Genomic DNA, 23,759 nt, shown 5'->3' on the forward strand with positions numbered 1-23,759 from the left:
GGGGAAACAACGTGGTCGGAAGTCCCTCGGCGTCGACCGGGCGCAGCGCCATAAAAAAAGATCATCCGGCAGCATCACGAAACAGGGGCTAGCTCTTGCTACGGTTGTTCCTTTTGTCGTTCGCTGTGTCGCTCGGCGTCGGTTACCTGACCCTCCGCTTCGAACACCTGCACGGCCATTTCACCGGCGATGTCGCGGTCGCCGGTTCACACAAAGTTCACAGGCGATCGGTTACCCGCATCGGCGGGCTGTCGGTGTTCGCGGGCTGGCTGGTCGCCCTGATCGCCTCCGGTTTTGCAGGCAGTCTCGACTTTGCGATCGTCGGCATGTGGCTCGCCTGCCTCGCGCCCGCATTCGCGGGCGGTTTCGCCGAGGACCTGACCAAGCGCGTCAACCCCGCGATGAGGCTCGTCGCCTGCTTCTTCGCCGCGGGCCTCGCCTACACCTGGCTGGGCGCTTCGGTATCGCGGATCGACGTGCCCTGGATAGACCTTCTGCTGGCCATGCCGGTGGCGGCCTTCGTGTTCACGTGCTTCGCCGTCGGAGGGGTGGCGCATGCGATCAACATCATCGACGGCCTGAACGGCCTCGCCTCGGGCGTGTGCCTGATCGCGCTGCTCGCGCTCGGCTACGTCGCTTTCCAGGTCGGCGACTCGGAGATCCTGCTCCTGTGCGGCATCGGCACCGGCGCGGTGATCGGCTTTCGCGTGTGGAACTATCCGAGCGGCCGCATCTTCTGCGGCGACGGCGGCGCGTATTTCCTGGGCGCGCTCGTCGCCATCCTGTCGGCGCTGCTCGTGCATCGGCATGCGCAGGTGTCGGCGTGGTTCCCGCTGCTGCTGGTGCTCTATCCGGTGTGGGAGACGCTGTTCTCCGCATATCGCCGCCGTATCCTGCGCGGCAGGCCGGCGTCTTCGGCAGACAAGCTGCACATGCACACGCTGTTCTACAAGCGCGTGAAGCAGCCGATGCAGGACGGCAAGGCGCGCTCGCGCCGCAACTCGGATGCGTCGGTATCGATGATACTATTCGCGTGCGGGAGCGCGGTGCCCGCGGTGCTGTGGTGGCAGGAGAGCACTTACCTCGTAGCGGCCGCCTTCGCGTACGTATTCGTCTACCTCGTCATCTACCGGCGGCTGGTGCGCTTCGGCGCCCGCTCGAAGTCGCGCGCCGGTCCGCTGGGCGCCGGCTACGTGCTGCGGCGCATGGCGACGATGCACCGTGCAGCAGCGTCGCGCCGAACCGTGCGCGAAGCGAACAAGCTGCGCTAGCATCTCTGACTCCTGACCAGCGACAGTTTCCGCGAGTTGCAGCGCCGCCGCTCGACCGTGCGTCGGGGCGGCAGCTCGCGCCAACCGGGAAATACGAACATTGAAAGTCCTCGTCACCGGCGCGGCCGGCTTCATCGGCGCTCACGTTTCTGCCCGGCTTCTCGCCCGCGGCGACGAAGTGATCGGCCTGGATAACGTCAACGATTATTACGATCCGCGCCTGAAGGAAGCGCGCCTCGCGCATTTCTGCCGTTCGGATGGGTTCACCGAAGTGCGGGCGGACGTGGCGGACCGCGATGCGGTCGCCCAGGCGTTCGCGATGCACCGCCCCCAGCGCGTCGTGCACCTCGCCGCGCAGGCAGGGGTGCGCTACTCGATCACCCATCCGCAAGCCTACATCGACGCCAATCTCGTCGGCTTCGGCAACATCCTCGAAGGCTGCCGCCAGCTCGAGGTCGAGCACCTGGTGTACGCGTCGAGCAGCTCGGTCTACGGGGCGAACACCACGCTCCCGTTCTCGGTGCACCAGAACGTCGACCATCCGCTCAGCCTGTACGCCGCGACGAAGAAGGCGAACGAGCTGATGGCGCACACCTACAGCGGCCTGTTCGGGCTGCCGACCACGGGTCTGCGCTTCTTCACCGTGTACGGACCGTGGGGCCGCCCCGATATGGCGCTATTCCTCTTTACGCGGAACATCCTCGCCGACCGTCCGATCGACGTCTTCAACCACGGCAAGCACACCCGGGGCTTCACCTATATCGACGACATCGTCGAAGGCGTGATACGCACGCTCGACAGCACCGCCGCGCCGGACCCGGAATGGAGCGGCGCGCAGCCCGATCCCGCGACGAGCAGGGCGCCTTACCGCGTCTACAACATCGGCAGCGACAGCGCGACGCACCTCATGCGGTATATCGAGCTCATCGAGCAGAACCTCGGCAGGAAAGCGCGCCTGAACCTGCTGCCGCTGCAGCCGGGCGACGTGCCCGACACGTGCGCCGACGTCGCCGACCTCGCACGCGACGTCGGCTACAGCCCGTCGACGCCGGTCGAGGTCGGCGTGAAGAGATTCGTCGAGTGGTACCTCGGGTACTACGGCCATGCCGCGGAGGCCCAGGCGCGATCGCTTTGACGCGCGCGCGGCACGCACCATGATCTTCGCCAGAGCGCTGAACGTCTGGAAGGGCTTCACCAGCGGAAGCATCAATCGGCGCATCTTCCACGCGATGGCGGTGATCGCCGTCGCCACGGTGGGCGTGAAAGCCGCCGCGATGATCAAGGACATGATCGTCGCAGGCAAATTCGGCCTCGGCGACGACCTCGACGCGTTCCTGATCGCGCTCGTCGTGCCGACGTTCGCGACCGCCGTGCTGGCTCAGGCGTTCATCGGCGCTTTCATGCCCGCTTTCATCCGCGTGCGCGAACAGGAAGGCGAAGCGCGCGCGCGACGCATCTTCGCGCACGTGATGCTCCTCGATCTGCTGATCCTGCTCGCGGCCGCCGCGCTCCTCGCCGTGTTCGGCTTGCCGATCCTCCGGGTGCTCGCGCCCGAATTCAGCGCGTCCAAGCTCGAGCTCACGCACGAGCTGTACATGATCCTCCTGCCGATGGTGGTTCTCACCGGGCAATGCGGCCTGTGGGGAGCCGTGCTCAATGCCGGCGAGAAGTTCGCGCTCGTCGCCCTCGCGCCTATCGCTACGCCGCTGCTCATCGTGGCGCTCCTCATCGCGGTCGGCGCGGATATCACCGCGGTGGCATGGGGTACGGTGCTCGGCGCGGCGGTGGAGCTCGTCGTCATCGGCGTCACGCTCGCGCGCCGCGGGCTTTTTCCGCTGCCGCGATGGCACCGCGACCGCAGCGCCACGGCGGAAGTCCTGAGGCACTACGTACCGCTGATGGCGAGCACCGTCATCATGAGCGGCGCGGGGGTCGTCGACCAGGCGATGGCCTCGTGGCTGGGCTCGGGAGCCGTCGCGGCGCTGAGCTTCGGTAACAAGATACCGTCGTTCCTCACCGCGATCGGCGTCAGCGCCATCGGCACGGCCGTGCTGCCTCACTTCTCGCGACTGATCGCGGTGGGCGACCACGCGTCGCTGCGGCACGTGCTGCGCACGTACGCCTTCGCGATCCTGGCGCTCAGCGTCCCCGTCACCGCGGCGCTGATCGTCGGTTCGGAATGGATCATCGCGATCCTGTTCCAGCGCGGTGCGTTCACGCGCGACGACACGTCGCTGGTGGCGTTCATCCAGCAGATGTATTTCCTCCAGGTGCCTTTCTTCATGCTCGGCATGCTCGGGGTGAGGCTGCTACTGGCGACGTCGAGGACGTACCTGATCACCGCGATGTCGGTGGTCAACCTGGCCGTGAACGTGGTCGGAAACCTGGTGTTCATGCGCTGGCTCGGCGTGAGCGGTATCGCGCTCTCGTCCGCCGTCGTGTACATGGTCTCCATGACGATGATCTGGATCCTGGTGCGGCGCTACCTCGCCGAATCCGATGCCCAGGGCGGGCCAGGCGAGGAGAAAGCGGAGCCCGCCGCACCGTGATGAACATCGCCCTCGTCATCGCGTCGCTCGGCACCGGGGGCGCCGAGCGCGTGATGTCGGAGCTCGCCAACCACTTCGCGGAGCGCGGCGACCGCGTCACGTTGATCACCCTCGACACGATCGACCTCGACGCGTATCCGCTCGCGCCGAACATCGAGCGCGTGGCGCTCGGTCTCGTCCGGGAGTCGACCGACCTCGGGCGCGCGCTGGCGATGAACTGGCAGAGGCTGCGCGCGGTGAGGCGCGCCGTGCGTCACACCGGCGCCCGCACGGTCCTGAGCTTCGAAGAGCGCACGAACGTGCTCGTCGTGGTGGCGACGCTCGGGCTGTCGGTGCGTCGCGTCGTCTCCGAGCGCACGGATCCCACGCATCACGAGATCGGCGTGGTGTGGGCGGTGCTGAGGCGATTGACCTATCCGCTCGCCGACGCGGTCGTCGTACAGACCGCGCGCCTCCTGCCCTGGGCGCGTCGAGCCGCGCTGCGGCGGCGTGCCGCGCACGCGATCCCGAACCCGCTGCGCACGCTCAAGGGCTGCGCACGCGCCGGCGGGGCGCGTGAGCCGGTGATCGCCGCGCTCGGCCGGCTGTGGCTGGAGAAAGGGCACGACGTGCTGATCAGGGCATTCGCGGCGGTCGCCCCCGACTATCCGGAATGGCGCCTGACGATCGTCGGCGAGGGCCCCGAGCGCGAGGCGCTGACCGCCCTCGCGGCCTCGCTCGGCGTCGCCGACCGCGTCGCCCTGCCGGGCTGGATGGACGTTCCCGAAGAAGTGCTTGCGTGCGCGGGTGTGTTCGTGATGTCGTCGCGCTACGAAGGTTTCCCGAACGCGCTGCTGGAAGCGATGGGCGCCGGGCTGCCGGTGATCAGCACGGCGTGCGGAGGCACCGAGGAAATGATCGAGGAGGGCCGGAATGGTTACGTCGTGCCGATCGACGACGTGACCGCGCTCGCTGCGGCGCTGCGTCGCCTGCTCGGCGACCCCGCGCTGCGCGAGCGGCTCGCGGCCGACGCCCGCACGGCGGCGCAGCGATATTCGCCGCACCGCGTCGTGCCGATGTGGGATGCAGTCCTGAGGGAACCATGCGCGACCAAGCGCGCGTAACGCCGTTTTCGGCGTCGGCGGGCGCGCCGAAGATCGTATTTCTTACCCGCCGGTTGGATGTCGGCGGGGCGCAGCGTCAGCTCGTCGAGCTCGCGCTCGGCCTGCACGCCGCGGGCTGGCGTGTCGTCGTGGCGACCTTCTATGGCGGCGGAGCGCTCGCGGCGCAGCTCGCCGCCGCGGGCGTGACCACGGTGAGCCTCGGCAAGAGCGGCCGCTGGGACGTCTTCGCCTTCGCGGCGCGCCTGCTGGGCCTGCTGCGTCGCGAGCGCCCGGACATCGTCCACGGCTACCTCGACACCTCGAACGTGCTGTTGGCGCTGCTGCGGCCGTTCCTCGGCGGCTCACGCGTCGTGTGGGGGATCCGCGCGTCCAACATGGACCTGACGCACTACGATCGCCTCGCGGCTGTCGAGTCCCGATTCGCGCGCGCGCTCTCGCGCTACGCCGATCTGCTCATCTGCAACTCCGAGGCGGGCCGCTCCTACCACGTCGCCAGGGGCTACCCCGCGGAACGGATGGTCGTCATCCCCAACGGCGTCGACGTGCAGCGCTTCGCGCCCGATGAAGACGCGCGGCGGGCGCTGCGCGCCGAGTGGGGCCTCGCGCCCGACGACGTGCTGCTCGGCCTCGTGGCGCGTCTCGACCCGATGAAAGACCATCGCAGCTTTCTCGCGGCCGCCGCACGCGTGGCGACGACGCATCCCCGTGCGCGTTTCGTCTGTGTGGGGGACGGGCCCGCGGGGTATCGCGACGCGCTGCAGCGCGAGGCTTCGACCCTGGGGCTCGGGGGGCGCCTGACGTGGGCCGGCGCGCGCGGCGACATGCCTGCGGTCTACAACGCGCTCGATATCGCGGTATCGTCGTCGTCCTACGGCGAAGGGTTCTCCAACTCGATCGTCGAGGCGATGGCGACGGGCGTGCCCTGCGTCGTGACAGACGTCGGAGATTCGGCGACGATCGTCGGTGCGCTGGGTTGGGTCGCACCGCCGGGGAACAGCGCAGCGCTCGCGGATGCGATGACCCGGGCGATCGGCGCGCTCCCGCGCGACGGCAAGGCGAACCGGGAGCACGTCAGCCGCGCCTACAGCTCGGCTGCCTTGCTGGAGCGCACGATCGGAGCGCTCGCTCCGCTGCTCGGCGGGCGGGTCCCGCTGGTGCGCGCATCGATGGGAGGCAACAATGAATTCTGATGCGGACGCGCCGCGGCTGACCGGGCTCATCACCTATGCCACGATCGCGACGGCGATCGTGGCGCTGCTGCTGCTCACCAACTGGCCGACCTATCAGTACGAGGTGCGCGGCGGGCCGATCCCGCTGTATTTCTACGCGCTGCCCGCGGTGCTCATCATCCCCATGCTGTTCGCCGATCCCGGCAGCGCGGTGCGCTTCCTGCGCGATCCGCTGTTCTGGTGGTTCGTGGTGTTCGTGGTGATAGGCCTGTTCTCGCTCCTGCTCGCGCAGGATTTCATGGAGAACGCCGCCCGTCAGTGGCGCCTGCGGTTGCTCGCCCTCATGTTCTTCTACACGATCACCATACTCGCGAGCGGCTCGCAGCGGCGGTTGATCGGCTGGGTGATGGTGGGCTGCGTGCTGCTCGCGTGCGCGCTCTGCTGGTTCGACGTGCTGCGCCCCGGCCGCATCGTGCCGCAGGGCATCGAGGGCTCCTCCGAGCGCGGCGCCGGGCTGTTCATCAATCCCAACATCGCGGGCTCGTTCATCGTGATGGGAACGATCGCCGCATTGCCGATGATTCCGTCGCGTCTGCGCGGGCTGCTGCTGGTTGCCGCGGTGTTCGGGGTCGCCGGCACATTCTCGCGCGGGGCCTTCGTCATGGTCACCATTGCGATGGCCGGCATGATCTGGCTCAAGCTCGTGAAGAGAGCCCAGGGGATGGTGCTCGTGCTGGCGCTGCCGGTGCTGGTCGGCGGCGTGAGCCTCGCCTACGACTACGCGATCGATACCTCGGAGAACCGCCACGTCAAGGGCGTGGTGGAGCGCCTGAACTGGTTTCGCGACACTGCTGAGGAGGACTCCGCGGTCGAGGGACGCAAATGGGGTGCGAAGCGTGCGTGGGAGGCCTTCCTCGATTCGCCGGCGATCGGCAACGGTATCGGCGCCACCTCCCTCGCGGTCGACCTGGACGGGCCCCACAACATGTACCTGATGCTGATGGCCGAGCACGGCATCTTCGGGTTTCTGCTGTACATCTCGTTGTGTGCGCTGCTCGTGCGCCAGGGTAGAAGCGTGGCGCGATGGGCGCGCAGCGTACGCGACAGGGACATCGGGAACTCCATGGCGCTTTTCGGCATGGCTCTCGCCGTCTACGGCTTCTTCAGCCACAACGTGCTCGAAGACCCGTTCACCGTCTTCCTGATGGCCTTCCTCACGGCGGCGGCGTTCGGTGCGCGCCGGGTTGCAACGGCCGACGCGCGGCGCTACGTGCGTCCGAGGACGGTCGCGCGGGATGCCGCCACCCCGGTTTGATGGGCGACGCGAACGATCCCTCGCGCTTCGCGATCGGCGACGACGGTGCAGCGGCCGCGCGGCCGCTGCGCGTCGCGTTCGTCATCACCGACCTCGACGTGGGCGGGGCCGAGATGATGCTGTGGAAGCTGCTCTCGCGCATCGACCGCGCGCGCTTCGAGCCTTCGGTGATCGTCCTGCACGGCCACGCAGCGCGCATGGTCGATTCGTTTCGCGCGCTGGGCATCGCGTGCGAGCTGCTCGACTGGAAACCGGGCCGCCGCCTCGATGTGCTGCGCGGGCTGCGGCAGCTTTCGCGCGCGCTGGACAGAGCATGCCCCGACGTCGTGCAGGGCTGGATGTACCACGGCAACATCGGCGCGACGCTCGTCACCGCGTGGCGGCGCGATGCGCCGCCCGTGCTGTGGAACGTGCGGGCCTCGCTCATGGAGCGGCGGCTGGAGAATCCGCTGACGCTGCTGCTGATCCGTGCCGGCGGCAAGCTCGCGTACTTCGCCAGGCGCATCGTCAACAACTCGGTCGCGAGCGCGCTCGAGCACGAGGAGCTCATGGGCTATCCGGCGGCCAAGCGCGTGATCGTGCCCAACGGTTTCGACGTGACGCGCTACTGTCCGTCGCATGAGGCGAGGGCGGCGCTGCGCGGCTCGCTCGGTCTCCCCGACGATGCGATCGTCGTCGGGATGGTCGCGCGGCACCACCCGATGAAGGACCATGCGACCTTCGCCCGCGCCGCGGGCATCGTCGCGGCCGCGCGTCGCGAGGTGCGCTTCGTGCTCGTCGGGCTCGGCGTCGAGCCCGGCAACGAGGCGCTCGTCGGCGCGCTTCGCGCGAACGGCGCCCTCGAGCGCGCCCATCTCCTGGGTCCGCGCGACGACGTTGCGGCCATCGTGCCGGCGTTCGACATCCAGGTATCGTCCTCCTCCAGCGGCGAAGGTTTTCCGAACGTGGTCGGCGAGGCCATGTGCTGCGCGGTGCCGTGCGTCGTCACCGACGTCGGGGAATCCGCGGCCGTCGTCGGCGATACCGGCATCGTCGTCCCGCCGCGCGATCCGGCAGCGCTCGCAGCCGGCATCGCCGAGTTGATCGCGCTCGGACGCGACGGTCTGCAGGCGCTTGGGCGGCAGGCGCGCGCGCGTGCGGTGGACCGCTACTCGCTCGACGCGGTGGTCAGGCAGTACGAAGCGCTTTACCTAGAGGTTCATCGAGAGCGGAAAGGTCTTTGACGGCATGTGCGGCATAACGGGATTTCTTCAGCGCGGCGCGATCGTTTCGGCGGAAGCGATGCCGGACACCGTCACGCGGATGGCGGACGCGATCCGCTATCGCGGCCCCGACGATGCCGGTGTGTGGACCGATCCCGCCGCGGGCATCGCCCTCGGACACCGGCGCCTCTCGATCATCGACCTTTCGCCCGAAGGCCACCAGCCGATGGTGTCGCCGTCGGGACGCTACGTCATCGCGTTCAACGGCGAGATCTACAACTTCGAAAGCCTGCGCCGCGACCTCGACGGCTTTCGCTGGCGCGGACACTCCGACACCGAGGTGATGCTCGCGGCGTTCGAGCGCTGGGGAATCGCCGGCGCGCTGGAGCGCTTCAACGGCATGTTCGCGTTCGCGCTGTGGGACACCCGCGAGCGAGTCCTGCACCTGGCGCGCGACCGCATGGGCGAGAAGCCGCTGTATTACGGCTGGATCGGCGACACGTTCCTCTTCGGCTCGGAGCTGAAGGCGCTGCGGGCGCACCCGCGATGGAGCGCGGACATCGACCGCAACGCGCTCTCCGCGTACCTGCGCCACAACTACGTGCCCGCGCCGTACTCGATCTACAAAGGCGTCGCGAAGCTGCCGGCGGCGCACTACCTGACGGTCTCTGCGGATCGCCGAGATGCGCAGCCTCGTGCGTACTGGAGCCTGCGCACTGCTGCCGAAGCCGGCGCCCGCGCGCCGCTCGCAGTCGGCGAGCGCGAAGCGGTCGACGAGCTCGACACGCTGCTGCGCGACGCGGTGAAGATACGCACCGTCGCCGACGTGCCGGTCGGGGTGTTCCTCTCGGGCGGGATCGACTCGTCGACGGTGGTCGCGCTGATGCAGGCGCAGTCGCAAAGGCCGGTGAAGAGCTTCTCGATCGGCTTCGAAGAGGAGGAGTACAACGAAGCGCGGCACGCTAAAGCGGTGGCGGCGCATCTGGGTACCGACCATACCGAGCTCTACGTCACGCCGGGGCAGGCGATGGCGGTGATCCCGACGCTGCCGCACGTCTACGACGAGCCGTTCGCCGATTCGTCGCAGATACCGACGATCCTCGTCTCGCAGCTCGCGCGCAACGACGTCACGGTCACGCTGTCGGGCGACGGCGGCGACGAGCTGTTCTGCGGCTACGTGCGTTATTTCTGGGGACGCCGCATCTGGAACAAGATCGGCAAGGTGCCGAGCGGCCTGCGCAGCCTCGCCGGACGTGCGCTGACCGCGCTCTCGCCGCAATCGTGGAACACGCTGATGGGCGGAGTGACCCGGTTGGTTCCGGCGAGCCTCGGCGAGATCACGGGCGACCGCGTGCACAAGCTCGCCGAAGTGCTGTCGGTGCCGTCGGCGGACGTGCTGTACCACGGCCTCATCTCGCACTGGCCGCAGCCGGATTCCATCGTTTACGGCGCGCGCGAGCCCGCCACGCCGATCACCGATCCCGCGCAGTGGGCTGCGCTCGACGACTTCACGTCGCGCATGATGTACCTCGACGCGGTGACCTATCTGCCCGACGACATCCTCGTGAAGGTCGATCGCGCGAGCATGTCGGTGAGCCTCGAAGCGCGCGTGCCGCTGCTGGACCATCGCGTGGTCGAGTACGCGTGGCGCGTGCCGCTGTCGATGAAGATCCGCGACGATCACGGCAAGTGGCTGCTGCGGCAGGTGCTGTATCGCTACGTGCCGCGCGAGCTCGTCGAGAGGCCGAAGATGGGTTTCGGCGTGCCGATCGACAGCTGGCTGCGCGGCCCGCTGCGCGACTGGGCGGAGGACCTCCTCGACGAGCGCAGGTTGCGCGACGGCGGACATTTCGACCCGGTGCCTATCCGCGAGAAATGGGCCGAGCATCTCGCCGGCACGCGCAACTGGCAGTATTGGCTGTGGGACGTCCTCATGTTCCAGGCGTGGCTCGCGACGCAAGCGGACGCCGCGTGACCCGACCCGATCTCGCCGCCGACCCGGTTACGCACGCGACCGCGACGCCGGCTCCTGCACCGAAACTTGCGGTCGGCGTGCTGCTGCGCGCGCTCGACATTCCGGTGTGGCAGCATGCGGCGCTGGAAAGCATCGCCGGCTCGAGTCATTCGGAGCTCGCGCTGGCGATCGTAGTGCCTGGCGGCGCCGAGGGAACCCAAGTCCGAAGCGCCGCGCAGAGCATCCTCGCACGCATCGTCGCGCGTCTGGACGCCAGGATGGTGTGCGAGGTCGACGCGCTCGAGCTCAAGGACGCGCGTGCCCTGCTCGAAAGGGTCAGCGTGCTCCAGCGCGCCCCGGCCGTCATCGCGGAAGCGCTGGCCGGCCGCGGGCTCGACGTGCTCGTCGACCTAGGAGGCGTCGCGCCGCCGCGCGAGATCGCCGCGCTCGTGCGCCACGGCGTGTGGAGTGTCACACAGCCGTACAGCGTTTCGGCCGATGCCGCCGAAGCGAGCTTCTGGCCGGTGTATCACGGCTGGGCTGTCGGCGAGGCGGTGCTCGAGGAGACGCGCGCGGACGGTTCGCGTGTCGCGCTCGCGACGACCACGCCCGCGACCAATCCGTTTTCGCTCAAGCTCAACGCGAGCGCGCTGTGCTGGCGCATCGCTGCGCTGGTTCCGCAGACGCTGCGGCGGCTGCACGAGGAGGGAGCACAACGCTTGCCGCAGAGCACGGACCGCGCGCCGTCCGCAATGCGATCCGACGCGCCGCTCGAGGCGCCGGGAACGGCCGCGCTCGCACGCTATGTCGCGCGCAACGTCACGCGGCGCGCCCGCGCGTCCGCTGCCCGCCGCTTCATGCTCGATCAGTGGATACTGCTCTACCGGCGCGGCGACGCGTTGTCCACGGCACCGGCAGAGTTCACCAAGCTCGTTCCGCCGAAAGACCGCTTCTGGGCCGATCCGCATCTGGTGCGACGCCACGGCCGCTATTACGCGTTCATCGAAGAGTGTCCGTTCGATACGGGCAAGGGACACATCGCGGTGCTCTCGCTGGGCGACGACGGGACCTGGTCCGCGCCCGTCAAGGTTCTGGAACGCGAGTACCATCTGTCTTACCCGTTCGTGTTCGAGCACGACGGCGAGCTCTACATGGTCCCGGAATCCGAAGCGAACCGCACGATCGATCTCTACCGCTGCACCGACTTTCCGCAGCACTGGGAGCATGTCAGGACACTCCTGACAGATATCGCGGCGACCGACTCCACGCTGATCGAGCACGACGGCCGCTGGTGGCTGTTCGCCAACGTCGTCGACAACCCGGGCGCATCGTTCTCCGACGAGCTGTACCTCTTTCACAGCGACGCGCTCACGGGTCCGTGGAAGCCGCACCGGCGCAACCCCATCGTCTCCGATGCCCGCCGGGCGCGCCCTGCCGGCGCGATCATGCGACGGGAAGGGCGGCTGCTGCGTCCGGCGCAGGATTGCTCGGTGCGCTACGGCTATGGCGTGAGGCTGCACGAGATCGAACGGCTGGACGAGGCGGAGTATCGCGAGCGCGAAATCGAGCGCATCGAACCGACGTGGGACGGAAGAATCGTCGCCGTCCACACGTTAAGCCACGTACCGGGACTCACGATGCTGGATGCCCTGCAGCCGCGGCTGCGCTTCTGACGCGGCGAAGGACGCTCTATTGAAGGTCATCTTTTTCGCGAACACCGACTGGTATCTGTACAACTTCCGGCTGCCGCTGGCCAAGTTCCTGCGCGCACGGGGATTCGAGGTCGTGATGCTGTCGCCGGCCGGCTCGTACGGGCCGCTGCTGCAGGCCGAAGGGTTCCGCTGGATCGGCTTGGACATGGATCGGCGCAGCCTCAATCCGGCTCGCGAGCTCGCGCTCATCCGTCGCATATCCGCGGTGTATGCCGCTGAAAAACCGGACATAGTTCATCATTTCACCATCAAATGCGTGGTATACGGTTCCCTGATCGCGCGCCGTCACGGCATACGCAATCGCGTGAACGCGGTGACGGGCATGGGTTATGTGTTCTCGGACGAGGGTTACAAGGCGCGGCTGCTCCGGCCGGTCGTCCGCAACCTGATCCGCGCGACCCTGGGGGGCGAGGGCTCACGCTTGATATTGCAGAACAGGGACGACCTCGCAGCCTTTCTCGCGGCCGATCTCACCTCGACGGAGCGCACACACGTGATCATGGGCTCGGGGGTGGACACGGCGCGCTTTCATCCGGCCGCGGAGCCCGGCCAATCGGACACGATGCGCGTGCTGCTGGCGTCGCGGCTGCTGTGGGACAAGGGGATACGCGAATACATCGATGCTGCGAACCTCCTCAAGGAGGCCGGGCTACCGGTCGAGTTTCTGCTCGCCGGCAATCCGGACCCGGGCAATCCGGCCTCGGTGCCCGAAGCGCAGATCGCGAAATGGCAGGAAGGCCAGGCGGTGCGTTACCTGGGGCACATCGCGGACATGCCGCGGCTGCTCGCGGAGATCGACGTGGCCGTGCTGCCGAGCTACCGCGAGGGCGTACCGCGCAGCCTCCTCGAAGCGGCGGCCTGCGGGCTTCCGATCGTGACCACCGACGTGCCGGGGTGCCGCGAAGTCGTGAAGCACGGCGTGAACGGCCTGCTGGTGCCGGCGAGAGACCCGGCGGCGCTCGCGGCGGCGATACGCTTCATGTGGGAACGGCCCGAAGAGCGGGCGCGGATGGGGTCGGCCGCGCGCTGCGCAGTGCTCGAGTACTTCGACCAGGACATTGTTTTCGAGAAGACGTTCGCGGTTTACCGCGACCTACTTTCGGCAGCTGTTTAGCTATATTATCCATGTCAGTGCTCCACGCGCTCCCCGCGGTCCGCGGCGTGCTCTGACTGTCCACTACGGATCCTGAATCGATGGCGGCAGACGCACGCAAATTCAGCTTGCAATCCATGGTCGGCGCGATGCGCCAGAAGGGCGAGACGCTCGATCTCGTCATCTACTGGCGTGCGATCGCCAAGCGCAAATGGGCGATCCTCGCGTTCGCCGTCGCGCTCAGCGCGATCGCAGCGGTCATGGTCAACCTCCAGACGCCGATCTATCGCTCGACCGTCACGCTGCTGATCGAGCAGAACAAGGCGAAGATCGCGCCGACCGAGGAGGTCTACGCGAGCATCGGCGACAGCCGCGAGCACTTCCAGACCCAGGCCGAGATCCTCAAGGCGCGCGCTCTTGCTGTGCGCCTGGTCGAAAAGCTCGACCTGACCAAGCACAAGGACTTCGACCCGCGCCAGCAGGAGCCGTCGTGGACCGACAAGCTGAAGAAGCAGCTCGGCTTCGGCCCGCCGGACCAGCCGTTGTCCGAGGAGGCCCTGCAGAAGGCCGCGGTGGATTCGGTGATGGGCCGCATGGCCGTCGAGCCGGTACGGCTCTCCCAGTTGATTCGGGTGCACTTCGAATCGTCGGACCCCCAGGTCGCGGCGGAGATCGCCAACGCGATCGCCGAAACCTATATCGAAGCCGACATGGAAGCGCGCGACGAGATGAACATGCGCGCGAGCGAATGGCTGGGCGGGCGGCTCGGCGGACTGAAGAAGAACCTCGAGGAATCGGAGCGCGCGCTGCAGCAGTACCGGGAGAAGGCGCGCCTCATCGAAACCAAGGGGCTGGCACAGAGCGGAGCCACGCGCCAGATCGAAGAGCAGCTCACGCGCCTCGCGGCCGCGCGCAGTCGGCGCTACGCCGCCGAGCACGCCTACGCGCAGGTCAGGGACGCGAAGGGACAGCTCGACGTGCTGCCGGTCGTCATGCGCAGCCCCTTCATACAGCGCCTGAAGGAAGCCGAGGGCGAAGCCGAGAAGAGGGTGATCGAGCTCTCGAACAAGCACGGGCCCGAGCACCCGCGCATGATCCAGGCGCAGGCCGAGCTGAAGCAGGCGCGCGAGAACACGCGGCGCGAGGTCCAGAACGTCGTGGCCAGCCTGAAGAACGAATACGACATCGCGCGCACCAACGAGCAGGCGCTCGAAGCCGGCGTCGCGCAGGCGAAGGGCACGGTGCAGTCGATCAACCGCAAGGAGTTCGAGCTCGCGTCGCTCGAGCGCGCCGTGGCGACGAACCGCCAGATCTACGATCTGTTCCTCAACCGCTTCCGCGAGACGCGCGCTTCGCGCGACCTGCAGGCCAACGCCGTCGCGCGCATCAGCGACGAGGCGCGCCCTTCGCAGTATCCGGTGAAGCCGAAGAAGGAACAGGTGGTCTCGATCGCGCTCGTCATCGGCCTGCTCGTCGGTGCGCTCGTCGCGCTGCTCCTGGAACGCCTGGACAACACGCTCAAGTCCGCCGACGACGTCGAAGAGAAGCTCGGGCAGCCGATGCTGACGACGCTGCCGCTCCTGCACGGCGACGAAGCGAAGTCGGTCGGGCGTCACTACCTGGAGGACCCGAAGTCGGTGTTCTCCGAAGCGATCCGCACCGCGCGCACCGGCGTGCTGCTGTCCGCCGCGGATACCCCGCAGGTGACGGTGCTCGTGACGTCGTCGGTGCCCGGCGAAGGCAAGACCGCGGTGGCGGTGAACCTCGCGCTCGCGCAGGCGCAGACCAAGCGCGTGCTCCTGATCGACGCCGACCTGCGGCGCCCCTCGGTGGGCGAGAAGCTCGGGCTCGATCCGAAAAAGCCCGGTCTGACGAACCTGCTGTCGGGATCGGCGACTTTCGCCGAATGCCTGCAGCGCGTCGAAGGCACGTCGCTCTACGCGATCGCCACCGGTCCTGTGCCGGTCAACCCGCTCGAGCTCATCCTCTCGCGGCGCTTCGAAGCACTGATCAAGGCGCTGTCCGGCACGTGCGACTTCCTCGTGATCGATTCGCCGCCCGTGCACCTGGTGAGCGATGCGCTCGTGCTGTCGAAGATGGTCACGGGCGTGATGTTCGTCGTCAAGGCGGACTCGACGCCGTATCCGCTTGCGCGCCGCTGCATCCGCGCGCTCAACGAGGTCGACGCCAAGCTCTTCGGCATCACGCTCAACCAGCTCGATTTCAAGCGCGCCGAACGCTACTACGGCGCGTATACGGGTGCGTATTACAAATACGACGGGTATTACACGCGGACGTCGAAAGACGCGGTGCCCGCGCTGCGCACGTGATCGACCTGCACTGTCATTACCTGCCGGGGATCGACGACGGCGCGCAGACTCTCGAGGAGTCCCTCGACCTCGCGCGCGCCGCGGTCTCCGCCGGCATCACCACCGCGGTCATGACGCCGCACGTGCACCCCGGCCGTTACGAGAACAACGCTTCGTCGATCGCCAAGCTCGCCGCCGCGTTCCAGCGCGTGCTCGCGCACAAGCAGATCCCGCTCGCGGTGCGCGCCGGCGGCGAGGTGCGCATCTCGGCCGACATCATTCAGATGGTGGAAGACCAGGAGATACCGTTCCTCGGCGTCTCCAACGGCTATCGCATCATGCTGCTCGAGTTCCCGCACAGCCATCTCCTGCTCGGCGCGGACAAGCTCGTCAAGTGGCTCCTCGCGCGGCGCATCCGGCCGCTGATCGCGCATCCCGAGCGCAACAAGGAGGTCATGCGCAGCGTCGACAAGATCGCGCCTTTCGTCGACATGGGCTGCCTGCTGCAGCTCACCGGCGGGTCGATCATCGGCCACTTCGGCAAGCCCGCGCAGGACTGCGCGCAGGTTCTGCTCGAGCGCGGCTGGGCGCACGTCGTCGCGACCGACGCGCACAACCTCAAGCACCGGCCGCCGAACCTCGACCTCGCCTACGCCGCGCTCGTCGAAATGGGCGGCGAAGCGCTGGCGCAGAGGCTCACGCGCGAGACGCCTTCGAAGCTGATAGGGGATGAAGCCGTTCCCGCGGCCCCGGGCGGCTCGCAAGGCCGCGTCATCGAGCACTCGTAGCGCCGCAGCAACCCTCCGGACGGAGGCCGATGCGCTAGAATTTCGTCTTTTCCCTCCCGCACAAGGCCCGTCCCATGAACCATCCCGGCACTCCGCTTTCGATCACGGACAAGCTCGTCGCCCGCAAGGAAGGCGGCATCGGCTGGATCGTCTTCAACAATCCCGCGCGCCACAACGCGGTGTCGCTCGAGATGTGGCAGTCGCTCACCAACGTGCTCAAGGCCTACGCGGAGGATGCCGAGGTGCGGGTGATCATCCTGCGCGGGGAGGGCGAGAAGGCTTTCGTCGCCGGCGCCGACATCTCGCAGTTCAAGGAAAAGCGCTCGAGCCCCGAAGCGGTCGCGCATTACAACGCGACGGCCGACGAGGCAGGCGAGACGCTGCGCAATTCGCCCAAGCCCACGATCGCCATGATCCGCGGTTATTGCATCGGCGGCGGCACCGGCATCGCGGTGGGCTGCGACATCCGCATCGCGGCCGACGACGCGCGCTTCGGCGTTCCCGCCGCCAAGCTCGGCCTGGGCTATCGGTTCGCCGGCATCAAGCGGCTCACCGACATCGTCGGCCCGTCGTTCGCTGCGGAGATCTTCTACACCGGGCGCCAGTTCAACGCGCAGGAAGCGCTGCAGATGAACCTCATCAATCGGCTCGTGCCCGCCGCGGAGCTCGAGAAGTACACGCTCGACTACGCGACCACGATCTCGAACAACGCGCCGCTCACGATCGCGTCGGTCAAGCGCGCGCTGCTCGAGTGCGCTCAGGATCCCGAGAAGCGCGACCTCGGCCGCTGCCAGCAGATGGTCGACGCCTGCTACGCGAGCGCGGACTACAAGGAAGGGCAGACGGCGTTCATGGAGAAGCGCAAACCGGTCTTCACCGGCCGCTGACGCCGGGGCGGCGCTGGGCCAAGCGCGCCAGCGCGCCCGCCGCGAAGACCACGAGAAAGACTTCCAGCGGCAGGCGATAGCGCAGCGACGCGATCGTCACCGTGTGCACCAGCGTGAAGTAGGCGAACAACGCGTAGATGGGCAAGAGGCGCCGCCACTCGCGGCGATACAGCCACACCGCGCACAACGCGAGCAGCAGCGCCGGGCCGTAGCTCGCGGCGACGACGAAGCGGTACGGTCCCTGCCGGAACAGCTCGTAGTTCGGGAACACGTTCCAGAACCGGACAAGCTTGCGTCCCGCGTCGTGCACGAAGCGGCCCGGTTCCGCGACGATGTACTCGACCGCACGCGCATGATAGCGGCGGTCGCGCCGGACCTCGGGCAGCTTCTCGGTCTCGTCGGTGAAGGGCTGCTCCACGTCGCTGTTCCAGTCGACGCCGGCCGTCGTGTTGGCGCGGTTGTTCCCCAGATACAAATTGCTCGCCGAGCCGGTCGTGAACCACACCGGCTCGCCGAGGATCAGCGCATTGCGGATCCACCACGGGCTCAACGCGGCGCAATAGACCGTCGCGGCCACCGCGACGATGCGCGCGGCTTCACGCCATGAATGCGAAGGACGCCGCGCGAACAACAGCGGCAGTACCAGCGGCAGCCATGTAAGGCTCGGTTTCGCATACGTGGCCGCCGCCATCAGCGCGGCATACGCGGCGAGCCTGGAGTACCGGGCGGGCTCTTCGGCCCAGACATACAGCCAGCGCATCGCCGCCGTCAGCAGCGTCATGAAGAGCGTCTCGGACAGCAGCAGCGTCTGGAACGCGACGAACATCGGGTAGACGAGCACGCCCGCGAAAGCGAGCGTGCCTGCGGCGCGCGGCGCGAAGAGCCTTTGGGCGAGATCTGCAGCGTGCCACGCCATCACCACGAGCATGAGCGCCTGCAGGCAGCGCGCGGCCGCGACGAGCGCAGGCTCGCTGCCCGTCGCCGCGTACAGCACGCCGTACACGAGACCGGTGAGCGGCATCTCCCACGCGCGGTCCTCTCCGATTCGAAACTGGCCCGACTGCGCGAATGCGATCGCCTCCGAGATGAAGCGCTGCTCGTCGGGAAAGCGGGGCGCGAGCGGGAAGACCGCGAGATCGATGACCACGCAGGCGCCGAACACGAGCGCCGCGAAAAGCGCGAGCCCGCGACCCGGCCGCCATCGCCCGGTCATGTCGGCGGCCGGAAGACGAGCGGGATGCCGAGGTAGTGCAGCCGCTTGATCTCGCGGCGGCTGCGCGCGACCGAATCGAGGAGCACGCCGCAGGTAAAGCTCAACGCGGCGACGATCATCATGCCGGTGACGAGGACGGCGGTCGGCAGGCGCGGCACGAGCCCGGTCTCGAGATATTCGGTAGCGAGCGGCACCGCGAGGAACAGCGCGGCCGCTCCCAGCAGCGCCGCGATCGTGGAGAAGAACGCGAGCGGCCGCACCTCCTTGAGCAGGCGCGCGATCATGGCGACGATGCGCAAGCCGTCGCGGAAGGTGTTGAGCTTGCTCACCGAGCCTTCGGGCCGGTTGCGGTACGCCGTGTCGACTTCGGCGATCGGCATGTTCATCTCGAGCGCGTGGATGGTGAGCTCGGTCTCGATCTCGAAACCGGTCGACAGCGCAGGAAACGACTTCACGTAGCGCCGGCTGAAGATCTTGTAGCCGGACAACATGTCGTCGAGACGATCTCCGAACAGGCGCTTCGCCATGCCCGTGAGCACGCGGTTGCCCCAGCGATGGCCGCGCCGCCAGTTCTGGGCGTCGGTCTCGCGGCGGCGGCCGTTCACGAGGTCGAGGCGCTCGGCGAGGAGCTTGTCGACCATGGCCGGCGCTGCGGCGGCGTCGTAGGTGTCGTCGCCGTCGACGAGCACGTACACGTCCGCGTCGACGTCCGCGAACATGCGGCGTATCACGTGGCCCTTGCCCTGCAGCGGCTCGGCAAAGACCTGCGCGCCGGCCTCGCGCGCGAGGCGCGCGGTATCGTCGCGCGAGTTGTTGTCGTAGACCACGACGTCGGCGCAGGGCAGGGCGGCGCGGAAATCGCGCACGACCCTGGCGATCGCGGCCGCTTCGTTGTAGCACGGAATGATCACCGCGACGCTGGGTGCGCTGGACACGTTCTGTTTATCCCCGTTTGTCGTCGGGAGCGCCGAAGACGAAGAGCTTCGCGAGCACGAAATTTACCAGCAGCCCCAGCGCCGATCCAATGACGAGCGCGACGAGCGCGTGCCGGTCGAGCTGCGGCACCGCGAAGATCGTCGCGGCGTATGCGGCCAGATTGGCGATCAGGCCCGCACCCTGGCTTAGCATGTAGCGCGCGAGCTCCGCGAGCCCGCCGCGGCTGCCGAAGGTGTAGCGGTGGTTGAGCCAGTACGTGACCAGGACCGCGAGCGGGAAGGACACCGCGCGGCAGGGCAGCGCCGACCAGCCGAAGCCGTACTGGAGCACCGCGATCGCCGCCGCTTCGACCGCGAAGCCGACGCCGCCGACCATGCAGTAGCGGAGGAGCTGTGTGAGCAGGGCCATCCGGTCCGAGAGTGAGAATTTGGTATCATCGGCCCCTCGACGCACCGCTCGCATCCGTCCCGGCACGCGTACGCCGCAATCGATCCGCCGCTCGCGATCGTAGCGCACCGCGGCAGCGTTTCGACAACGACAATCCGGTTTACCCGAAGAAACACTCAGAGAGAGCACCATGGCATTCGACGCATCCAGATCCGATCTCACGATCGGCGTTGTCGGCACCGGCGCGATGGGGCGTGGCATCGTCCAGGTCGCGGCAGCCGGCGGCATGAACGTGCTGATCCAGGACACACGCCCGGGCGCGGCGCAGGAAGCGAAGGACTTCGTCGCGAAGATGATCGCGCGCGCGGCGGAGAAGGGTCAGCTGACGAAGGAGGCCGCCGACGCCGCCGTCGGACGCATCAAGGTCGTCGAGGCGCTCTCGGACTTCAAGGCGTGCCACATGGTCGTCGAGGCGATCGTCGAGAACCTCGACGCCAAGCGCGAGCTCTTCGCGCAGCTCGAGGACATCGTCGCCCCCGACTGCATCCTCGCGACGAACACCTCGTCGCTGTCGGTCACGACGGTCGCGGCCAAGCTCAAGACGCCGCAGCGCTTCGCGGGATTTCACTTCTTCAACCCCGTGCCGCTGATGAAGCTCGTCGAGGTGATCGAAGGCCTGCAGACCGCGCCGTGGGTGTCGGAAGCGCTGATGACGATCGGCAAACGCATGACGCGCGAACCGGTGCGCCTCGTCGACGCCCCCGGTTTTCTCGTGAACCAGGTCGGCCGCGGCTACAACCTCGAGGCCTCGCACCTCGTCTACGAAGGCGTCGCCACGTTCGCGGACGTCGATCGCGTGATGCGCGACGTCGGCGGTTTTCGCATGGGGCCATTCGAGCTGATGGACCTCACCGGTCTCGACGTCACGCAGCCCGCGTCGCACCTCATCTACAACCAGTTCTTCCAGGAACAGCGTTACCGGCCCAACCTCATCATGCAGTCGCGCTACGAGGCCGGCATCCTGGGGCGCAAGACGAAGAAGGGCTTCTACGAATACGACGCCGAGATGAAAGCGACGCAGCCGCCCGAGGCGCCGGCGCCTTCGGCGCGTCCCGACAGCGTGTGGGTGAGCCGCGCCGAGGAGCGCGGACATCGCGTGCTCACCGAGCTGTTGTCGAAGCTCGGCGCCAACGTCGAATCGGGTGACCAGCCGAGCGCGAAAGCGCTGATCCTCGTCACGCCCGTCGGCGAAGACACGACGACGTGCGCGACCGAGCAGGGACTCGACCCCAGGCGCACCGTCGCCGTCGACACCCTGTTCCCGATGGTGAAGCGCCGCACGATCATGACGACGCCGATCATCGATCCGAACTACCGTGAAGCCGCCCACGGGCTCCTCGCCTCAGACGGCGTGCCGGTTACGGTCTGCCGTGACAGTCCCGGCTTCATCGCCCAGCGCATCGTCGCGATGATCGTCAACATCGGGTGCTCGATCGCGCAGAGCCGCACCGCGACCCCGCCCGACATCGACAAAGCGGTCACGCTCGGCCTCAATTACCCGAACGGCCCCTTCGCGTTCGGCGAGCTGCTGGGGCCGGCCACCGTGCACCGCATTCTGTCGTCGATGAACCGCATCTATGCGGATCCGCGGTATCGTCCCAATATCTGGCTCACGCGCCGGGCGAAGCTCGGCGTCCCGCTGCTCACGGCCGAATCCTGACCGACCACCGAAAAGGACATCCCATGCTCGACGCGTATCTCTACGAAGGCCTCCGCACCCCGTTCGGCCGCCACGGCGGCACGCTCGCCAGGGTCCGTCCCGACGATCTGCTCGGTGACGTCATCAGCAACCTCATGAAGCAGTCGGCGTTCAAGGCCGAGGAGGTCGACGACCTCGTCGTCGGCTGCGCCAACCAGGGCGGCGAGGACAGCCGCTGCGTCGCGCGCCATGCCGGTCTCGCCGCGGGCCTGCCGATCGAGACCCCGGGAACGGTGCTCCAGCGCAATTGCGCGAGCGGCCTCGACGCCCTCGTCTACGCGTCGCGCGCGGTGACCTGCGGCGAAGGCGACGTCATCCTGGTCGGCGGCGTGGAGAGCATGAGCCGCGCGCCCATCGTCATCAGCCGCTCCGAGATGGCGTTCGGCCGCGACCAGCACATGGCCGACAGCACGATCGGCCCGCGCTTCATGAATCCCAAGATCGTCAAGAAATTCGGCAACGACCAGATGCCGCAGACCGCGGACAACCTCGCGCGGGAATACGGCATCACGCGCGAGCAGGCGGACACCTATGCGGCGCGCTCGCAGCAGCGTTACCAGATCGCGAAAGGCGAGGGCTTCTTCGCGGGCGAGATCGCTGCCGTGGAAATGCCGGCCACGCGCAAAGGCCCGGTGCCGCCGGTCACCGACGACGAGCATCCGCGGCCCGGCACGACCGTCGAAGCGCTCTCCAAGATGAAGTCGCTGTACGAGGGCGGCGTCACGACCGCGGGCAACGCTTCGGGCGTCAACGACGGCGCGGTGGCGCTGATCGTCGGCTCGAAGAAAGCGGGCGAGAAAGCCGGCGTCAAACCGCTCGCGCGCGTGATCGCGACCGGCGCCATGGGCGTGCGTCCGGACATCATGGGCATCGGCCCGGTGCCGGCGTCGCAGAAAGCGCTGGCGCGCGCCGGCCTCACGATCAAGGACATGGACGTCATCGAGATCAACGAGGCGTTCGCCGCGCAGGTCCTGTCGTGCCTGAAAGGGCTCGGCGTCGCCTTCGACGACAGCCGGGTGAACCAGAACGGCGGCGCGATCGCCGTGGGCCATCCGCTCGGCGCGTCGGGCGCGCGGCTCGCCCTGACGGCCGCTCGCCAGCTCCAGCGCAGCGGCGGCCGTTACGCCCTGGTGAGCCTGTGCATCGGCGGCGGTCAGGGTCTCGCGGCGGTGCTCGAGCGCGTCTGACGCGCTGCGGCGGCATCGAAAAAGCCGGGATGCGTTCCCGGCTTTTTTATTTCTGCGACTGCGAAGCGCCGCCGGCCGACGCCGAGATCTCGTCGAGCAACTCTCGATAGAACGCCGGCCACGCCCGCTCGAAGTTCGCCCGGCTGCCGCCCGCGGCAGCGAAAAGCCGCCGCGCCTCGGCCTTCAGCTTCGCCTGCGAATGCGGCCGCAGCATCGTCCCTGCAGGATTGCGCAGCGCCCGCGACCGGGCGAGCTGCTTTGCCAGCTCCTCGCGGATCGTAGGACCCCGTGCGGCGAGCGCTTCGTCGCTCCTCAGCTCGGTCAGCATCACGAGCTGAGCAGCGGTCCCGGAGAGCACGTGCGAGCCCTGGGCGCGCGGCACGTAGGCCTGGGCGCCGGCGCCGAGCACTTCGCGGCGCTCCTGCGAATCGGCGTGCATCGCGTAACAAACGATCGGGGTGTGCGGATCGAATCGGCGGATCCGGCGGCACAGCTCCGGCGCGCCTATCCAGCCGAGCGGGCTCTCCAGGACGTAGAGATCGAAGGTGCGCTCGCGCGAGAGCTTCACGAGCTGACCCAGGCTGTCGCCCACGCACAGTTCGTAGGCCCTCAGCAGGCCGGCGAGGGGGTTGATGCGCGAGGAGCGCGGCAGGAGGCACAGCACGGACTTCGGGCTGCGCCTTGACGAATCCGGGCGCACGCCTGCGCGCGACGGCACAGGGGCTCCCGCAGCGATGTCCCAAAGCTGCCGCATGGTCGATGGGTTTCCGGAAAACCGGCGCGCGGTGTGTCGGTCGATGCTTTGTTGTTCTTGCTGAGATCGAGTGTCCTTGCAGGCCTATCGTAAGAGCAATCGGCCAATAGGGCTGCAGGGGATCACCCGACGCAGCGTCCTGCAAGCCTCAATCGTTCGACATGCCCTTCA

At 67.9% G+C, this 23,759-nt stretch carries 19 protein-coding genes; 15 read left to right on the forward strand and 4 right to left on the reverse strand.

All coding sequences use genetic code 11. The annotated features are described in order from the left end of the window. Positions 1–113 precede the first annotated feature (113 nt). From VHP37_07110 to VHP37_07170, 13 genes are all read left to right on the forward strand, one after another. Positions 114–1,271: a glycosyltransferase gene (locus VHP37_07110; protein ID HEX2826097.1), complete on the forward strand. Its 1,158-nt coding sequence runs from the start codon at positions 114–116 to the stop codon at positions 1,269–1,271. A gap of 100 nt (positions 1,272–1,371) precedes the next feature. Next, a complete protein-coding gene (locus VHP37_07115; protein ID HEX2826098.1) occupies positions 1,372–2,406 on the forward strand; it encodes an NAD-dependent epimerase in 1,035 nt (344 codons plus the stop codon). Between the two features lie 19 nt (positions 2,407–2,425). Beyond that, the gene (locus tag VHP37_07120; protein HEX2826099.1) at positions 2,426–3,820 is read left to right on the forward strand and encodes a lipid II flippase MurJ; all 1,395 of its coding nucleotides are present in this window, start codon (positions 2,426–2,428) and stop codon (positions 3,818–3,820) included. Continuing rightward, positions 3,820–4,923, forward strand: a complete 1,104-nt coding sequence (locus VHP37_07125) for a glycosyltransferase (protein ID HEX2826100.1) — start codon at positions 3,820–3,822, stop codon at positions 4,921–4,923. Before VHP37_07120 ends, VHP37_07125 begins: the two co-directional genes overlap by 1 nt. After that, entirely contained in the window at positions 4,902–6,113 is a 1,212-nt protein-coding gene (locus VHP37_07130) for a glycosyltransferase (protein ID HEX2826101.1), read from the forward strand. The genes VHP37_07125 and VHP37_07130 overlap by 22 nt, the downstream gene beginning before the upstream one ends. Further along, the gene (locus VHP37_07135) at positions 6,103–7,407 is read left to right on the forward strand and encodes an O-antigen ligase family protein (protein HEX2826102.1); all 1,305 of its coding nucleotides are present in this window, start codon (positions 6,103–6,105) and stop codon (positions 7,405–7,407) included. The genes VHP37_07130 and VHP37_07135 overlap by 11 nt, the downstream gene beginning before the upstream one ends. Beyond that, a complete protein-coding gene (locus tag VHP37_07140; GenBank protein ID HEX2826103.1) occupies positions 7,407–8,630 on the forward strand; it encodes a glycosyltransferase in 1,224 nt (407 codons plus the stop codon). Before VHP37_07135 ends, VHP37_07140 begins: the two co-directional genes overlap by 1 nt. 4 nt (positions 8,631–8,634) lie before the next feature. Next, a complete protein-coding gene (asnB, locus tag VHP37_07145) occupies positions 8,635–10,584 on the forward strand; it encodes an asparagine synthase (glutamine-hydrolyzing) (GenBank protein HEX2826104.1) in 1,950 nt (649 codons plus the stop codon). Next, on the forward strand, positions 10,581–12,236 hold the full coding sequence (locus tag VHP37_07150; protein ID HEX2826105.1) for a family 43 glycosylhydrolase: 1,656 nt from the start codon (positions 10,581–10,583) through the stop codon (positions 12,234–12,236). The genes asnB and VHP37_07150 overlap by 4 nt, the downstream gene beginning before the upstream one ends. 19 nt (positions 12,237–12,255) lie before the next feature. After that, positions 12,256–13,389: a glycosyltransferase family 4 protein gene (locus tag VHP37_07155; protein HEX2826106.1), complete on the forward strand. Its 1,134-nt coding sequence runs from the start codon at positions 12,256–12,258 to the stop codon at positions 13,387–13,389. An 80-nt stretch (positions 13,390–13,469) separates the two neighbouring features. Beyond that, entirely contained in the window at positions 13,470–15,698 is a 2,229-nt protein-coding gene (locus VHP37_07160; GenBank protein ID HEX2826107.1) for a polysaccharide biosynthesis tyrosine autokinase, read from the forward strand. Further along, on the forward strand, positions 15,695–16,465 hold the full coding sequence (locus VHP37_07165) for a CpsB/CapC family capsule biosynthesis tyrosine phosphatase (GenBank protein HEX2826108.1): 771 nt from the start codon (positions 15,695–15,697) through the stop codon (positions 16,463–16,465). Before VHP37_07160 ends, VHP37_07165 begins: the two co-directional genes overlap by 4 nt. 74 nt (positions 16,466–16,539) lie before the next feature. Further along, a complete protein-coding gene (locus VHP37_07170; protein ID HEX2826109.1) occupies positions 16,540–17,352 on the forward strand; it encodes an enoyl-CoA hydratase in 813 nt (270 codons plus the stop codon). On the opposite strand, the gene VHP37_07175 is transcribed toward VHP37_07170, so the two are convergent. From VHP37_07175 to VHP37_07185, 3 genes are read right to left on the reverse strand one after another with little or no spacing between them, the layout of a single operon-like run. After that, on the reverse strand, positions 17,339–18,565 hold the full coding sequence (locus VHP37_07175) for a hypothetical protein (protein HEX2826110.1): 1,227 nt from the start codon (positions 18,563–18,565) through the stop codon (positions 17,339–17,341). The two genes, VHP37_07170 and VHP37_07175, sit on opposite strands and share 14 nt — an antisense overlap. Then, a complete protein-coding gene (locus VHP37_07180) occupies positions 18,562–19,500 on the reverse strand; it encodes a glycosyltransferase family 2 protein (GenBank protein HEX2826111.1) in 939 nt (312 codons plus the stop codon). The genes VHP37_07175 and VHP37_07180 overlap by 4 nt, the downstream gene beginning before the upstream one ends. A 7-nt stretch (positions 19,501–19,507) precedes the next feature. Continuing rightward, complete coding sequence (locus tag VHP37_07185) at positions 19,508–19,909, reverse strand: GtrA family protein (GenBank protein HEX2826112.1); 402 nt, start codon at positions 19,907–19,909, stop codon at positions 19,508–19,510. A gap of 169 nt (positions 19,910–20,078) precedes the next feature. Between VHP37_07185 and VHP37_07190 the strand changes: the two genes are divergently transcribed. Together VHP37_07190 and VHP37_07195 are read left to right on the forward strand one after the other, a co-directional pair. Beyond that, the gene (locus VHP37_07190) at positions 20,079–21,608 is read left to right on the forward strand and encodes a 3-hydroxyacyl-CoA dehydrogenase (protein ID HEX2826113.1); all 1,530 of its coding nucleotides are present in this window, start codon (positions 20,079–20,081) and stop codon (positions 21,606–21,608) included. Positions 21,609–21,631: 23 nt separating this feature from the next. Beyond that, positions 21,632–22,834 carry a 3-oxoadipyl-CoA thiolase gene (locus VHP37_07195; GenBank protein ID HEX2826114.1) on the forward strand — a complete coding sequence of 401 codons (1,203 nt, stop codon included), beginning with the start codon at positions 21,632–21,634 and terminating at the stop codon, positions 22,832–22,834. A 46-nt stretch (positions 22,835–22,880) separates the two neighbouring features. Here VHP37_07195 and VHP37_07200 read toward each other — a convergent pair whose 3' ends face one another. Continuing rightward, entirely contained in the window at positions 22,881–23,426 is a 546-nt protein-coding gene (locus VHP37_07200; GenBank protein HEX2826115.1) for a response regulator, read from the reverse strand. Positions 23,427–23,759 lie beyond the last annotated feature (333 nt).

This window comes from Burkholderiales bacterium (assembly GCA_036262035.1).
Classification (GTDB): domain Bacteria; phylum Pseudomonadota; class Gammaproteobacteria; order Burkholderiales; family SG8-41; genus JAQGMV01.